Origin of the sequence: Inquilinus sp., from assembly GCF_039594555.1 — a bacterium.
Taxonomy (GTDB): Bacteria; Pseudomonadota; Alphaproteobacteria; order DSM-16000; family Inquilinaceae; genus Inquilinus.
Window position 1 is genome coordinate 1 of record NZ_JBCNNF010000164.1, and the last position, 14,508, is coordinate 14,508.

The following is a 14,508-nucleotide window of genomic DNA, read 5'->3' on the forward strand; positions in this document are numbered from 1 at the left end:
CGGCTTTCCAGGACTACAAGGCGATCGGCCGGCCGGGCGAGGTCGGGCCCGACACCATCCGCTACGAGACCAGGGACGGCACCAAGGTCATCGTCGCCAAGGCGACCAACCCGGACCTGTACGACCATGTCTCGCAGGACTTCGAGGCGCTCTCGGCCATCAACAGGAGCGAGGGCCAGGGCTACACCATCGCCAATGGCGACTCCAAGCCGCCGGGGCTGAACGACATCAAGCTGTTCAGCACCGAGGAGGGTGGCATCTTCCGCTACGAGACCACGGACGGGAAGAAGGTCGCGATCTCGCAGTCGCTGACGCCGGAGCTGTTCGACAAGGCCAAGGCCCTGGGCGACACCTGGGGCAGGATCCACAAGAGCGAGGACAACGGCTACACCCTGGCCGGCGCCGACGCCTATCCGAAGGATGCGGACATCACCCGCTGGGGCTGGCCGGACGAGCTTGGCCCCGGGTTGATCCAGTTCGAGACCAAGGATGGCGGCAAGTTCGTGGTGTCGCAGGACATCAACAAACCGCTCTACGACCGGATCATGGCCAAGGCCGAAGGCACGCAGCAGGGCCAGGTCGACGACATCCGCAAGGCGCACGGCCTGCCGCCGGCCGGCGACCTCGACGTGCTCGGCCTCAAGACCGATGTGAAATCCGACCCGGACAAGTCGGACTCAGAGCCGCTGACCGTCTCCGGCCTGGCCACGAAAAACCTGATCGAGCAGTACCGCAAGGGCGTCGAGGACGGGTCGATCGCCAAGGACGATCCGCGGGCCAAGCTGGTGCGCGCGCTGGAGGCCAAGGCGGCGACGCAGAGCGGTCGCGGCATCATCGGCTATGAGGAAGGGCAGGGTGCCTTCGGCGGCACCTGGCGCAACAGCGACGACAAGCAGACCCAGCTCACCGCGGTGGACCTGCAGGACATCATCGACGGCCGCGACCTCGACGCCTCCCTGACCAAGCTGTTCTCCGACGAGACCATCGCCAAGGACTACCAGGCCAAGCTCAACGACGCGCTGGGCCACGTCCCCGACCGCGAGGGGCTGACCCGGAAGCTCGATACCCTGCTGAACGGCAAGGACGGCGACGACACCAGCTACCTGGACTTCATCCAGGACCTGAAGGGCAAGGGCCTGGACCACGCCGCCCAGGCCGACGTCGCCACGATGATCCAGAGCCTGACCCTGCTCGACCCCGAGAAGGGCAAGGCGGCGGCGCAGAAACTGCAGGCCGACAGCCTGACGGCCGATCTCAACGATCTGGTCGGCGACCCGTCCAAGGTCTCGGACGAGAACAAGCTGCAGGCGACCAAGGACCTGTTCGGCCTGCTGAAGGGCGTGATCAAGGCCGAAGGGCTGGACCTGCCGCGCCGGACCATCGAGACGATCGAGAAGTTCGTCGAGGAGTTCGTCAACGGCAATGTCGACCAGAAGAAGGTGATCGAGGCCGTGCAGGGCACGGCCAAGGAGGCGGCGGAGAATGGCGGCCGCATCCCCGCCGCATCGCTCGACAAGTACAAGGCCTATGTGCCGCTGAAGGACCAAGCCGGCTTCCTCGGCTTCCTCGGCGCGGTGAACGAGAAGGGCGTGCTCGGTTCGCTCGGCGGCGGCATCTCGCTGTTCTCCGGCATCTACCAGCTGGTCGGGAAGGGCGGCAAGCTGGGCGACGACCCGCTGGAACGGCTGTCGATCGCCAAGGACTTCATCAGCTTCGCCGGCGCCTCCTCGCATTTCATCAAGACCGGCGATGCCATCTTCAGCGCGCTCGGCAAGGGCGGGCTGGTCGACATGCTCGGCCTGGCCAAATCGGTGCCGGAGATCTGGGGCTCGCAGGGCCTGTGGGGCAAGAAGCTGGAGGAGGCCAAGGCCTCGGGCGCACCGAAGCTGCCGGCGCCCGATCTTGGCTCCGACTTCGCCAAGACCATGGGCGACGAGATCGACAAGATCTTCACCAAATACGACGCCGGCCATCCGAAGCCGACGCCGGACACCATCGCCGGCCTCAACGGCGACGACGCCACCAAGGGCGTCACCGACCTGCTGAACGGCCAGATCAAGAGCGACGCGCCGAAAATCGACCCGTCCCGCGCCGCCAAGATCGCCGGCTCCACCGTCAAGGTCCTGGGCGCGCTCAGCGACGGGGTCGGCGGCGTGGCCGACATCGTGCTCGGCGCCTTCACCATCAAGTCCGGCGTCCAGGCCGGCAGCGACCTGCAGAAGGCGCAGGGCGCGCTGCAGGTGATCAGCGGCGTTGCCGGCGGCGCGGCCGGCGCGATCGGCATCGCTGGGCTGTTCGGGCCGGTGGCGGCCGGCCTCTCCGCCGCGGCCGGGCCGCTGTTCCTGGTCGGCATCGCCCTGGCCGGGATCGGCGCGATCATCGGCTTCTTCGTCGACCACGAGAAGAAGCAGAAGGCCACCGACAAGGAGGGCCAGTGGTACAAGGATCTCGCCGCCGACGGCCTGCTGCAGGATGATTGGGGCGACAAGGTCGAATACGCCCGCTACTCGATCCACCATTATGGCGGCCGCGACGCGCCGGCCGACCAGAGCCTCTACGACTACCAGTCGGATGAATGGCACCACTTCAAGGACACGCCGCAGAAGGACGGATCCTCCAGCAACCGCCTCGACCCGAAGCTGCACAAGGGCGATGGCAAGTCCGGCGGCGATGATGACAAGGGCGGTGGCTCTGATGACCGCCCGCCCCGGGGCGGCGGCGGGCCTGGCGCCAAGATGATCTAGGAGCGCCGGGGGGACGGAGGCCGGTCATCCGGCCTCCGGTTGACTCCTCGCCGCCATCCGCCTAAAAGATCGACCGTTGTGGGATCGGCCCGCAATGAGACCCCATGGGGTGCCGCCAGTCCGCGAGTGTCGCGCACTGGCGCTTTTCCGTTTGGGGTCACTGTATTCGAAGGGCGATCATGTTCGAAGGTCTGAGCGGCCGTCTCGGCGACATCTTCGACCGGCTTCGCAAGCGCGGCGCGCTGACGGAGGCCGATGTCGGCGCCGCCATGCGCGAGGTGCGCGTGGCGCTGCTGGAGGCCGACGTCGCCCTGCCGGTGGTCAAGGACTTCATCGACAAGGCGCGCGAGCGCGCGGTCGGGGCGGAGGTGCTGCGCTCGGTCACCCCCGGCCAGCAGGTCATCAAGATCGTCCATGACTGCCTGGTCGAGATGCTGGGCGGCACCGCGGGCGAGATGCCCGACCTCAACGCCGCCACGCCGATCAACCTGATCGCCGTGCCGCCGGTGCCGGTGCTGATGGTCGGCCTGCAGGGCTCGGGCAAGACCACCACCACCGGCAAGCTCGCCCTGCGCCTGAAGACACGGGACAACAAGAAGGTCCTGATGGCGTCGCTCGACACGCGGCGCCCGGCCGCGCAGGAGCAGCTGAAGATCCTGGGCGAGCAGATCGGCGTCACCACCCTGCCGATCATCCCGGGGCAGGACCCGCTGGCCATCGCCCGCCGCGCCATGGAGCGCGGCCGGCTCGAGGGCTTCGACGTCGTCCTGCTCGACACCGCCGGCCGCCTCGCCATCGACGAGGAGCTGATGGCCGAGGTGGTGGCGATCCGCGACGCCACCCGCCCGACCGAGACCCTGCTGGTGGCCGACGCCATGACCGGCCAGGACGCGGTCAACGTCGCCCGCACCTTCCATGAGCGGGTCGGCGTCACCGGCATCGTCCTGACCCGCGTCGACGGCGACAGCCGCGGCGGCGCCGCCCTGTCGATGCGCGCCGTCACCGGCCAGCCGATCAAGCTGATCGGCATGGGCGAGAAGATGGACGCGCTGGAGCTGTTCCATCCCGACCGCATCGCCAACCGCATCCTCGGCATGGGCGACGTCGTGAGCCTGGTCGAGAAGGCGGCGGCGACGATCGAGAAGGAGGATGCCGAGAAGCTCGCGGCCAAGATCCAGAAGGGCGAGTTCGACCTGGAGGACCTGGCCTCGCAGCTGCGCCAGATGCGCAAGATGGGCGGGCTGCAGGGGCTGATGGGCATGCTGCCCGGCGTCGGCAAGATCAAGGACCAGATGAAGACGGCCGGCCTGGACGACAAGATGATCAAGCGGCAGGAGGCGATCATCTCCTCGATGACGCCGACCGAGCGCCGCAACCCCAAGATCATCCACGCCAAGCGCAAGGTCCGCATCGCCGCCGGCTCCGGCAGCACGGTGCAGGACGTCAACAAGCTGCTGAAGCAGCATCAGCAGATGGCCGACATGATGAAGCGGATGAAGAAGCTGGGGAAGGCCGGGCTGATGCGCGGCATGCCCAAGCTGCCGCCCGGCATGCTGCCGCCCGGCTTCAAGATGTAGGACCGGCCCCGGCCGTCCTTCGTGAGTTTCGAGAATTCTAGAGTTTGACCTGAGGAGAGTACCGCAATGTCCGTCAAGATCCGCCTGACCCGCGGCGGCGCCAAGAAGCGCCCGTTCTACGCGATCGTGATCGCCGACACGCGCAGCCCGCGCGACGGCCGCTTTATCGAGAAGGTCGGCACCTACAACCCGATGCTGGAGAAGGACCATCCGGAGCGCCTGGTGCTGAAGGGCGACCGGATCAAGCATTGGCTGTCGGTCGGCGCCCAGCCGACCGAGCGCGTCGCCAAGTTCCTCGGCCAGGCCGAGCTGGCGCCGATGCCGACGTACCGCGAGACCCCGTCGAAGTCGGCCCCGAAGGCGAAGGCCCAGGAGCGCGCCAAGGCTGCGGCCGAGGCTGCCGCCAAGGCCGCCGAGACTCCGGCCGAGGCCTGATCGGCCCTGCCCACGCCCCTCCCTGACCGTCATCCCCGCGAAAGCGGGGATCTCCTGACGCTCTCGATGCCGATGAGATTCCCGCTTTCGCGGGAATGACGAGGAATGGGAAGGGCCGGGCAGTTTGCCGGACCGTCTTCCATGGCATCACCCTCCAAGGTCTGCGTCGGCCAGATCACCGGGGCGCACGGCGTCCGCGGCCTGGTGAAGGTCAAGCCCTTCACCGCCGCCCCGGAGGACCTGACCGCCTACGGCCCGGTCTCGGACGAAGCCGGGGCGCGGCGTCTCGCCCTGCAGCTGCTGTCCTGGGCCAAGGACCAGTGGATCGTGAAGGTCGAGGGCGTCGCCGACCGCGACGCGGCCGATGCGCTGCGCGGCCTGCGGCTCTATGTCGACCGCGCCGCGCTGCCGGAGCCCGAGGAGGACGAGTTCTACCATGCCGACCTGATCGGCCTGCCGGCGGTGCTGGCGGACGGGACGGTCTTCGGCACGGTGCGCGGCGTCTTCGATTTCGGCGCCGGCGAGATGCTGGAGATCGCGCGGCAGGGGGCGGGCACGGTGATGATGCCCTTCACCCGCGCCGCGGTGCCGGTGGTCGACATCGCCGGCCGCCGCATCGTCGTCGACCCGCCGGCCGGGCTGCTGGAGCCGGCGGAGCGGCCGCCGGAAGAGGATGACGACGCGGACGGCGAGGGCTGAATGGCCTGGACCGCCCGCATCCTGACGCTGTTCCCGGAGATGTTTCCGGGCCCGCTCGGCCAGTCCCTGGCCGGACGGGCGCTGGCGCGCGGCGACTGGATGCTGGAATCGGTGGACATTCGCGGCTTCGCGCGCGATAAGCACCGCTCGGTCGACGACGCCCCCTTCGGGGGCGGCGCCGGCATGGTCATGCTTCCCCAGGTTCTGGACGACGCCGTGCAGGCGGTCCGCCGCCCGGGGGAGCGGCTGATCTATCTGAGCCCCCGCGGCCGGCTGCTCGATCAGGCGCTGGTGCGGGAGCTGGCGGCGGAGCAGGCGATCGTCCTGCTCTGCGGCCGGTACGAAGGGGTCGACCAGCGGCTTCTCGACGCCCAGGGGGCGGAGGAGGTCAGCCTGGGCGATTTCATCCTGTCCGGCGGCGAGATCGCCGCGCTGGCCCTGATCGATGCCGTGGTGCGCTTGCTGCCCGGCGTCATGGGCAACGCGGAGAGCGCCGGGGAGGAGAGTTTCGGGGCCGAGTTCGGGGCGGGTCTCCTGGAGTACCCGCACTACACCCGGCCGGCCCTGTGGACGGGCGCCGACGGCGCATCCCGCGCGGTGCCGGAGATCCTGGTCTCCGGCAACCATGCGAAGGTGCGGCGCTGGCGGCTGGAACAGGCGGAAAGCATCACCCGGGAGCGACGCCCGGACCTCTGGCAGCGATATCTCGCCGTGAACCCCGAAAGGGCGGAAGGCGGCGGGAGCCACGTCCGAAAGCGCCCGGGACGAGACCGACGTAGAGACACCAAGGAACAAGAAGGACGAGAGCCATGAACATCATTCAGACGATCGAACAGGAACAGGTCGACAAGCTGACCGCCGACCGCAAGATCCCGGATTTCCAGCCCGGCGACACCGTCAAGGTGAACGTCAAGGTCATCGAAGGCACGCGCGAGCGCGTGCAGGCCTATGAGGGCGTCTGCATCGGCCGCAAGAATGCCGGCCTGCACAGCCACTTCACCGTCCGCAAGATCAGCTATGGCGAGGGCGTCGAGCGCGTCTTCCCGCTGTACAGCCCGCGCATCGACTCGATCGAGGTCGTCCGCCGCGGCGCCGTCCGCCGCGCCAAGCTGTATTACCTGCGCGACCGCCGCGGCAAGGCTGCGCGCATCACCGAGCGCCGGGACAACAAGCCCCAGCAGGAGCAGAAGGAGGGCTGATCGCCCCTCCGGCTTCATCGGGTCTGACCAAGGGCCGGCGCGCTGCGCCGGCCCTTTTCGTTTGCGCCGCCGGCCGGCCATGCAACTGCTCCAGATCGCTGTCCTGGAAGGGAGCTGCCGCGGTTCTTCCTCCATAAGTCGCGTTTCCGCCGCAGGCCGCGCGGCCTAGGCTCGACCGATCCGCAGCGAGGGAGGCCGGCGATGCGATGGCTGCTTGCGATCCTGGTGCTGGCCGCCGGTCCGGTTGCGGCGCAGACGCCGGTCGCGGTGTTCCCGTTCGAGCTGGCCGACACCAGCGGCGAGGCTGCACCGGCCGGCCATGATGTGCGGATCGCGCTGGCCACCGGCCATCTGGAGCGGAAGCTGGAGCAGTCGGGCCGCTACCGGCCGATCGATCTCGCGCCGCTCGCGGCCGAGGTGGCGGCGACGGCGCCGCGCTACGATTGCGGCGGCTGCTGGCTGGATGTGGCGCGGAAGAGCGGGGCGGATCTGGCGGTGGTGCCTACGGTGCACAAGGTCTCCAGCCTGATCTCGACCATGGATCTCTGGGTGGCCGACCTGCGCAGCGGGCAGTATGTCGCCCATGTCTCGGGCCAGATCCGCGGCGACACCGACACGGCCTGGCTGCGCGGCGTCGACTTCCTGGTCGATGAGCGGCTGCTGCGCCAGGCGCCGCCATAGAAAAAGGGGCCGGCTGGGCCGGCCCCTTCGCATCGATCCGATCGGATCGCCGCTTACTTCGCCGGCTCGAAGGTCGTGCCGGTGCGCTTGAACAGGGCGTAGCCCGACTTGGTGCGGTCGCCCTTGGCGTCATAGGCGATGTCGCCCAGCACGGTCTTGTAGTCGCTGCCGTCATGCAGCGCGGCCGCGACCTTCTCCGGGTCGGTAGACTTGGCCTTCTTCGCCGCCTCGGCCCAGGCCTGGACCGCGGCATAGGCGTAGAGGGTGTAGCCGGCCGGGTCGATGTTCTTGGCCTTCAGCGCCGCGACCACGTCCTTCGCCGCCGGGTTGGTCTCGGGCGGGTTGTCGATGGTCAGCAGCACGCCCTCGCCGGCCGGGCCGACGATCGACCAGAAATCCTGGGCGTACAGACCGTCGCCGGAGATGAACTGCGCCTTCAGCCCCTGGTCGCGCATTTGGCGCAGCAGCAGGCCGGCCTCGTTGTACAGGCCGCCATAATAGACCACGTCGATATTGTCGGCCTTCAGCTTCGAGATGGTGGCCGAGTAGTCGAGTTCGCCCGGCGTGATCGTCTCATACGCCGCTTCCTTCACCCCGGCGGCGTTGACCACCGCCTTGGTGGCGTCGGCCAGGCCCTTGCCGTAGGTGGTGGAGTCCTGGACAAAGGCGATCTTCTTGTCCTTGAACTTGTCGGCGATGTAGGCGCCGGCGACCTTGCCCTGCTGGTCGTCGCGGACGACGGTGCGGAACACGGTCTTGTAGCCCTTCTCGGTCAGGTCGACCGCGGTGGCCGAGGGGGTGATCATGATGATCCCTTCCTCGTCATAGACCGGGGCGGCGGCGACGGTGGCGCCCGATAGAGTGTGGCCGACGACCGCGACCACCTTCTTGTTGACCATGTCGTTCGCGACCTGCACGGCTTGGCGCGGGTCGCCGGCATCGTCGCCGAACTCGACCTTGATCTTCTCGCCATTGACTCCGCCGGCGGCGTTGATCGCTTCGACCGCCGCTTCGACGCCGCGCCGCTCCTGCAGGCCATAGGGCGCGTTGCCGCCGCTCAGCACGAAGGCGGCCCCGATGGTGACGTCGGCCCAGGCGGCCGATCCGGCGAAGACGGTGGCCAAGGCCAGGGCCGAGGCCATCGTCCCGCTGCGGAATCTGCTCATGCGAATCTCCCCTCACAATTCCCGGCAGGCCGGATGCCCGCACTTTGGGCAGAGGGTAAAGCGATTGCAGGCCCGGCGTGAATTCGTTTGTTACAGAACCGGCGTTTCCGTCCGCCCCGGCTTCGTTTCGATCGGCCGGCCGGGGCGTTCCATCAGGAAAATATCCCCGGCCAGCCTTTCCGCGACGGATAGGTCGGATTTATGCCGAATCGGCTCAGACCGTCTCGGTCACCTTGCTCAGGTTGCGCGGCGCGTCGGGCGACAGGCCGCGGGCCTCGGACAGGGCGGCGACGAAGGGGTAGAAGGCGCCGATCGCCAGGATCGGGTCCAGCGCCGGGTGCAGTGGCGGCGGCAGCGGCAGGGTGGCGCCCTCAACCCCCGGCGCGCCGGCCAGCAGGACGTTGGCGCCCAGGCCGCGGAACTCCGCCGCCATCTTCAGCACGCTCTCGCGCCCGCCGTCGTTCGGGGCATAGGCCAGCACCGGGTAGCCGGCTTCCACCAGCGCCTTGGGGCCGTGCATGATCTCGGCCGCGCTCATCGCCTCGGCCTGCAGGATGCAGGTCTCCTTGAACTTCAGCGCGCTCTCCTGGGCGATGCCCAGGTTCAGGCCGCGGCCGGCGACCATCATCCGGTCGGCCTTCGCCAGCGCCTCGACCGCCGGCGACCAGTCGCAGCGCACGGCGGTCTCCAGCGCCTCCGGCAGCCGCTGCAGTGCGGCCTTCAACTCCGTGTCCCCGGCCCATTCGGCGACCAGCCGGGCGGCGACCACCAGGCTGGCGATGTAGGACTTGGTCGCGGCCACCGCGCGCTCGCGCCCGGCATGCTGGTCGAGGACGATCTCCGCGGCCTGGGCGGCCGGGCTGTCGGTCGAGTTCAGCACCGCGACGGTCAGCGCCCCGCGCTCGCGGGCGCGGCGCACCGGCGTCACCAGGTCCGGGCTGCGGCCGGATTGCGACACGGCGATGGCCAGGCTGCCCTTCAGGTCCAGGTCGGAATGGCCCAGCGTCTCCAGCGACGGCGGCAGCGAGGCGGTGACCAGGCCCAACCGGCTGCCCAGCAGATAGGCGGCATAGGTCGCGGCGTGGTCGGAGCTGCCGCGGGCGATGGTGACGGCGAAGCGCGGCCGGTCGGCGCGCAGCCGGGCGGCCAGGTCGCGGACGAGGTCCGCGTCGGCGGCCAGAAGGTCGGCGATGCGGGCCGGGGCCTCGCGCGCCTCCTCAAGCATGATCGAGGTCAATCGACTCTCCTTCGACATGGACGCCCGTGACCCTCAGGTCGGCGTCGAGAACGACGATGTCCGCCCAGGCGCCGGGCGCCAGGCGGCCGCGATCGGCCAGGCCGAGATAATCGGCGGCCAGGGTCGAGGTGCGGCGGGACGCCTCCTCCGGCGCCAGGCCGATGGCGACGAAGTTGGCGAAGGCGCGGTCCATGGTCAGGCAGCTGCCGGCCAGGGTGCCGTCATCCAGCCGCACGCCGTTGCCGCATTTGCGGACGGTGTAGCGGCCCAGCCTGTAGTCGCCATCCGGCATGCCGGAGGCCGCGGTGGCGTCGGTGACGGCGTAGAGCGACGGGATCGCCCGCAGCGCCGCCCGGATAGCCCCGGGGTGGACGTGCAGCAGGTCGGGGATCAGCTCGGCATGCTCGGCATGGGCCAAAGCGGCGCCGACGATGCCGGGGGCGCGGTGGTGCAGCGCCGTCATGGCGTTGAACATGTGGGTGACGCCGTCGACCCCGCGCGAGAACGCCTCGGCCGCGGTCTCGTAGTCGCAGGAGGAATGGCCCAGCTGCACCCGGATGTCGCGGGCGGCCAGGAAGGCCTGCAGGCTGCCGTCGGGGTCGGCCTCCGGCGCCCAGGTCACGACCCGGATGTCGGCGCGGTCGCAGAAATCCGCCATGCGCGCCAGGTCGGCCGGAATGGCATAGGGCGGCTGGGCGCCCAGCCGGTCCGGGCTGATGAACGGGCCTTCCAGATGCACGCCCAGCACCCGCGCCTCGCCCTCGCGCCGCCCGGCGATCACCCTTCCGGCGCCATCCAGCGCCGTCTCGATCTCCTCGACCGGGGAGGTCATGGTGGTGGCCAGCAGCGCGGTGGTGCCGTGCCGGGCATGGGTGCGGGCCAGGGCGCGGATCGAGGCCTCGCCCTCCATCGTATCGCCGCCGCCGCCGCCATGGCAGTGCAGGTCGATGAAGCCGGGCAGGATCATCGGGCCGCTCTCCAGCCCCGCCACCGGCTCGACCGCGCGGATATGGGTGTCGAAGCGCAGCCGGCCGGCGACCCAGCCGCCGGGCGTCAGGATGCGGCCTTCGAGGGTCTTGGTCATGCGTCGCTCCAGGCTTCGCCGGGGGCCAGGGACCGGGCCAGCAGCACGGCGCCGTCGCGGGCGTCGCCCATCGGCGGGCGCAGTCGGGCGACGATCGCCGGGTCCATATAGGGGCGCAGCGGCGCGGCCAGGCTGCCGCCGGCGCAGAAGGGCAGGGTGCCCTCGGGGTCCAGCGACCGGGCCAGCCGGTCGACCTCATGCCCCGCCCAGCGCATCAGCCGCACCGCGGCGGGGTCGCCCTCGCCGGCCAGCCGCACCACGATCGGCGCCAGCGTGGCGTATTTCGTCGACGGCGCCTGGTAGGTCCAGGCCAGCAGCTCGGGCGGGGTGGCGCCGCAGGTCTCGAACATCGCCCGGTGCAGGGCCGACCCGCCGGGCGGGTCGATGTCGCGGCCGTCCAGCAGCTGCAGCGCCTCGCCCAGCGCCTTCAGCCCCAGCCAGGCGCCGCTGCCCTCGTCGCCGACCGGGAAGCCCCAGCCGCCGACCTGGCGGGTGGTGCCGTCGGCATAGAGCGCGCCGCCGACCGTGCCGGTGCCCAGCGCGATCGCGGCCCCGGGCTGGCCGGCATGGGCGCCCAAGGTCGTGGCATGGGCGTCGGAGCACAGGCGAAGGCGGGCGAAGCCGGGGGCCTTGGCACGGAACTCGGCGCGCTTGTCCGGCCGGCCGGTGCCGGCCAGGCCGCAGGCGATCACGGCGTCGCCATAGTTCGCCTCGGCGATGCCGGCCGCGGCCAGGGCGGCGCGGATCTGGGTCCAGGCACCGTCGACGCCGAGGGTCAGGCTGGACGGGCCGGCCATTCCTTCGCCCAGCACGCGTCCCTCCGGATCGACGGCGCGGAGCCTGGTGCCGGTCGCGCCGCCGTCGACGCCGATATGGATGCGGATCGCCATGCCCTGGTCCTGGATGCGTGTCGGCGCGGACGCTAGCAAGCCGCGCCGGCAGCGTCATCGCGTCAAATGGTCTATACCACCCGCGCGCCGGCCGGGCCACAGCGAATGGCGGTTCCCCCGCGGCCGATTTCGAGATTATTGTTCCAAGACTTGGAACGTTTGGAACGAACACGCATGGCAGGGACGGAAGCGGTGGCGGCCGAGCCGGCGCCGGACAGCTTCGAGGCGCTGCGCGGCGCCATCGCCGCGCGCTATCCGGCGCTCAGCAAGCGGCTGAAGACCATCGCCGAATTCGCCCTGGCCCATCCCGACGTGATCGCGCTGGAGACGGTGGCGGTTATCGCCGCCAAGGCCGAGGTCCAGCCTTCGGCCCTGGTCCGCTTCGCCCAGGCGCTGGGCTTCGACGGCTTCTCGGAGATGCAGCGCCTGTTCCGCGCCCAGCTGGTCGAGCGCATGCCGAGCTACGAGGCGCGCATCCGTACGCTCGACGCCCGCTTCGGCGGGGCCGAGGCGCCGTCCGGCCCGCTCAACGCTTTCATCGACATCTCGGTCGGCGCGCTGGAGCGGCTGCGCGGCGATGTCGACCCCGCGGTCTTCGCCCGGGCGGTCGACATCCTGGCGCGGGCCGACTGCATCCATCTGGCCGCCCAGCGCCGATCCTTCCCGATCGCGGTCTACCTGTCCTACCTGCTGGCCCAACTCGACCGGCCGGTGCATCTGCTCGACAATTTCGGCGGCATGCTGGCCGAGCAGTCGCGGGCGATCCGCCCCGGCGACGCGTTGTTCGTTGTTACCTTCCGCAGCTATGCCCCCGACGTGCAGGAGGTGGCGCGCCGCGCCCGCGCCGCCGGGGTGCCGATCGTCGCCATCACCGACAGCGACCTCAGCCCGGTCTACCCGATCGCCGATGCCTGCTTCGTGGTGCATGAGGGCGAGATCGACGCCTTTCGCTCGCTCTCGGCCACCCCCTGCCTGGCCCTGACCCTCGCCGTCGCGCTCGGCCGCCGGCACGAGGCGCAGGAGGATTAGGCCGGCTCCTCCATCCTTCGGGTGATCCGTCCGCCTTGTGGCCGCCTTGCCGGATGTTCCTGCCGCGACGGATCCTCGGTTGGACGGGTATGCCGGCGGGCATGACCCCGGCGCAGCGCCGTGCGGTACGGCAGCGTCCGATCGCGAAGGAGGGCCGCTTGCTGACACTGCAACAGGCGATGGCGCAGCGGCGGAACAACTTCCACCTGTGCCGCATGGTCGGCGCGCTGTTCATCATCTTTGCGCATTCGGTCCTGATCGGCGGCATGGAGCAGTACTATACGGAGCATGATCCGCGGTTTCGCTGGGCGCTGATTCTGATGGGAAAGAATGCGCTGCGGCTCTTCTTCGTCTTCAGCGGCATCATGGTGGCGATGAGCCTGGACCGAAGATCCTCGCTCAGCGCCTATGCCGCGGCCCGAGTGATGCGGATCGTCCCGCCGCTGCTGCTGTTCTCCACCGCCATGGTCTTCGTGATCGGCCCGCTGATGACCAGCCTGCCTGTGCTCGACTATTTCAGCCGGCTCGACACATGGCTCTTCGTGCCGAAGGCAGCGAGCGGCCTGTTCGTGCCCGGACTGCCGGGCATGTTCGAGACCGTGACGAGGTCGGCCGAGGTCAACGCGTCGCTGTGGACGCTGGTCTACGAGGTCGTCTGCTACATCGTGCTGGCGCTGCTGTGGGCGGCCGGGTGGCTCGCGCCTCGGCGATTGCCGCTGACATTGGCCGCCATCGCCGTCCTCTACCTGGGGGTCACCTTCGGCACCGATCTCCGCCTGGTGGAACCCGTCGAAGCCACGGCCTGCTTCGGCATCAGCTTCACGATCGGGGTCGCGGTCTATCACTACCGGCGCTGGATTCCGGTGTCGCTCTGGCTGGTGGCGTCGCTCGGCGGCTTGACCGTGCTGGTGCAGGGCACGCCATGGGCTGAGCCGGCCTCGATCCTGGCATGCACGTCGGCCGGGCTGTGGTTCGCCCTGGTTCCGAAAGGATGGATCCTCGGCTACAGCCGGGTCGGCGAGCTGTCCTACGCCACCTATATCTGGCACTGGCCGATCGGTCAGGTCCTGATCAGCCTGTGGCCGGGCCTCCTGTGGCCACAGCTCTTCCTGCTGATGGTGCTGGTCACCCTGCCGGTGGCCTTCCTGTCCTGGACCCTCGTGGAACTGCCGGCACTGCGCCGCATCCCGGCGGCCGCGATCCTGATCCGCCGGGCGGCCGAGGCGCTGCGGCTGGTGTCTCCACGGATTCCGGCGGACACGGTTGCATCGCCGAGCGGCGGCGCGAGCTAGGGCCGTCGCGCCGTGAGCAGCAGGGTGCCGGCGTCGCTACAGCCGTGCAGCCGGCCGTCGTCGAGGATGCGGTCCAACTCCGCCGCCAAATCGGGCGCCGGGGCGACGCCGTTCAGGTGCCGCCGGGCCGTATCCTCCAGTTCGGCCAGTGATCGCGGGCGCAGCTCCAGCCGACAGGCATAGTCGATCTCCAGCGGACCGCAGGCGAGCAGCGGGCCGGTCAGGTCGCACGGCCGGGGGCAGGGGTTGTGGATCATGCCGAGCCGGCGGTCGATGCGCTTCCGCCATTCGTCCAGATCACGCATCGCCCGCTGCGACGGCAGCGTCTCGTCGTACCAGCCGTCCAGCACCAGCACGGCGCGGCGGGCCACCCGGGCCGCCTCGTGCAGGGCCCGGGGCAGGTGCTCAACATGATGGGCGACGTACTCCAGGGTGACGACGTCGAAGCTGCCTTCGGCAAAGGGCAGGGCCTCGG

General features: G+C 69.9%; 14 protein-coding genes. 9 read left to right on the forward strand and 5 right to left on the reverse strand.

Features of this window, described 5'->3' with window-relative positions:
* The 7 genes from ABDW35_RS18310 to ABDW35_RS18340 all read left to right on the forward strand — a co-directional run.
* On the forward strand, positions 1–2,744 hold a 2,744-nt coding region (locus tag ABDW35_RS18310), incomplete at its 5' end, for a hypothetical protein (RefSeq protein ID WP_343715316.1).
* 179 nt (positions 2,745–2,923) lie between these two features.
* Complete coding sequence (gene ffh, locus ABDW35_RS18315) at positions 2,924–4,321, forward strand: signal recognition particle protein (RefSeq protein WP_343715317.1); 1,398 nt, start codon at positions 2,924–2,926, stop codon at positions 4,319–4,321.
* Between the two features lie 66 nt (positions 4,322–4,387).
* The gene (gene rpsP, locus ABDW35_RS18320) at positions 4,388–4,756 is read left to right on the forward strand and encodes a 30S ribosomal protein S16 (protein ID WP_343715318.1); all 369 of its coding nucleotides are present in this window, start codon (positions 4,388–4,390) and stop codon (positions 4,754–4,756) included.
* A gap of 141 nt (positions 4,757–4,897) precedes the next feature.
* On the forward strand, positions 4,898–5,455 hold the full coding sequence (gene rimM, locus ABDW35_RS18325; RefSeq protein WP_343715319.1) for a ribosome maturation factor RimM: 558 nt from the start codon (positions 4,898–4,900) through the stop codon (positions 5,453–5,455).
* Complete coding sequence (gene trmD / locus ABDW35_RS18330; RefSeq protein WP_343715320.1) at positions 5,456–6,268, forward strand: tRNA (guanosine(37)-N1)-methyltransferase TrmD; 813 nt, start codon at positions 5,456–5,458, stop codon at positions 6,266–6,268.
* Entirely contained in the window at positions 6,265–6,654 is a 390-nt protein-coding gene (gene rplS, locus ABDW35_RS18335) for a 50S ribosomal protein L19 (RefSeq protein WP_343715321.1), read from the forward strand. The genes trmD and rplS overlap by 4 nt, the downstream gene beginning before the upstream one ends.
* 201 nt (positions 6,655–6,855) lie before the next feature.
* Complete coding sequence (locus tag ABDW35_RS18340) at positions 6,856–7,335, forward strand: DUF3280 domain-containing protein (protein ID WP_343715322.1); 480 nt, start codon at positions 6,856–6,858, stop codon at positions 7,333–7,335.
* A gap of 53 nt (positions 7,336–7,388) precedes the next feature.
* Here the strand turns inward: ABDW35_RS18340 and ABDW35_RS18345 are convergent, their stop codons facing one another.
* The 4 genes from ABDW35_RS18345 to ABDW35_RS18360 all read right to left on the reverse strand — a co-directional run bounded on the left by ABDW35_RS18345 (position 7,389) and on the right by ABDW35_RS18360 (position 11,712).
* The gene (locus ABDW35_RS18345; protein WP_343715323.1) at positions 7,389–8,501 is read right to left on the reverse strand and encodes a branched-chain amino acid ABC transporter substrate-binding protein; all 1,113 of its coding nucleotides are present in this window, start codon (positions 8,499–8,501) and stop codon (positions 7,389–7,391) included.
* 214 nt (positions 8,502–8,715) lie between these two features.
* The gene (locus ABDW35_RS18350) at positions 8,716–9,738 is read right to left on the reverse strand and encodes an SIS domain-containing protein (protein ID WP_343715324.1); all 1,023 of its coding nucleotides are present in this window, start codon (positions 9,736–9,738) and stop codon (positions 8,716–8,718) included.
* Positions 9,719–10,822 (reverse strand): N-acetylglucosamine-6-phosphate deacetylase, encoded by a 1,104-nt coding sequence (gene nagA / locus ABDW35_RS18355; protein WP_343715325.1) that lies wholly within the window; start codon positions 10,820–10,822, stop codon positions 9,719–9,721. The genes ABDW35_RS18350 and nagA overlap by 20 nt, the downstream gene beginning before the upstream one ends.
* Positions 10,819–11,712 (reverse strand): BadF/BadG/BcrA/BcrD ATPase family protein, encoded by an 894-nt coding sequence (locus ABDW35_RS18360; RefSeq protein ID WP_343715326.1) that lies wholly within the window; start codon positions 11,710–11,712, stop codon positions 10,819–10,821. Before ABDW35_RS18360 ends, nagA begins: the two co-directional genes overlap by 4 nt.
* 174 nt (positions 11,713–11,886) lie before the next feature.
* Between ABDW35_RS18360 and ABDW35_RS18365 the strand changes: the two genes are divergently transcribed.
* Positions 11,887–12,741 (forward strand): MurR/RpiR family transcriptional regulator, encoded by an 855-nt coding sequence (locus tag ABDW35_RS18365; protein ID WP_343715327.1) that lies wholly within the window; start codon positions 11,887–11,889, stop codon positions 12,739–12,741.
* 158 nt (positions 12,742–12,899) lie between these two features.
* The gene (locus ABDW35_RS18370; RefSeq protein WP_343715328.1) at positions 12,900–14,033 is read left to right on the forward strand and encodes an acyltransferase; all 1,134 of its coding nucleotides are present in this window, start codon (positions 12,900–12,902) and stop codon (positions 14,031–14,033) included.
* Here the strand turns inward: ABDW35_RS18370 and ABDW35_RS18375 are convergent.
* On the reverse strand, positions 14,030–14,508 hold a 479-nt coding region (locus ABDW35_RS18375), incomplete at its 5' end, for a methyltransferase domain-containing protein (RefSeq protein WP_343715329.1). The two genes, ABDW35_RS18370 and ABDW35_RS18375, sit on opposite strands and share 4 nt — an antisense overlap.

What these genes read in the sequence shown, in the direction of transcription:
- ffh (WP_343715317.1), top strand. Translation starts at nt 2,924, where the DNA reads ATGTTCGAAGGTCTGAGCGGCCGTCTCGGCGACATCTTCGACCGGCTT.
- ABDW35_RS18340 (WP_343715322.1), top strand. Translation starts at nt 6,856, where the DNA reads ATGCGATGGCTGCTTGCGATCCTGGTGCTGGCCGCCGGTCCGGTTGCG.
- trmD (WP_343715320.1), top strand. Translation starts at nt 5,456, where the DNA reads ATGGCCTGGACCGCCCGCATCCTGACGCTGTTCCCGGAGATGTTTCCG.
- ABDW35_RS18360 (WP_343715326.1), bottom strand. Translation starts at nt 11,712, where the DNA reads ATGGCGATCCGCATCCATATCGGCGTCGACGGCGGCGCGACCGGCACC.
- rplS (WP_343715321.1), top strand. Translation starts at nt 6,265, where the DNA reads ATGAACATCATTCAGACGATCGAACAGGAACAGGTCGACAAGCTGACC.
- rimM (WP_343715319.1), top strand. Translation starts at nt 4,898, where the DNA reads ATGGCATCACCCTCCAAGGTCTGCGTCGGCCAGATCACCGGGGCGCAC.
- rpsP (WP_343715318.1), top strand. Translation starts at nt 4,388, where the DNA reads ATGTCCGTCAAGATCCGCCTGACCCGCGGCGGCGCCAAGAAGCGCCCG.
- ABDW35_RS18345 (WP_343715323.1), bottom strand. Translation starts at nt 8,501, where the DNA reads ATGAGCAGATTCCGCAGCGGGACGATGGCCTCGGCCCTGGCCTTGGCC.
- nagA (WP_343715325.1), bottom strand. Translation starts at nt 10,822, where the DNA reads ATGACCAAGACCCTCGAAGGCCGCATCCTGACGCCCGGCGGCTGGGTC.
- ABDW35_RS18365 (WP_343715327.1), top strand. Translation starts at nt 11,887, where the DNA reads ATGGCAGGGACGGAAGCGGTGGCGGCCGAGCCGGCGCCGGACAGCTTC.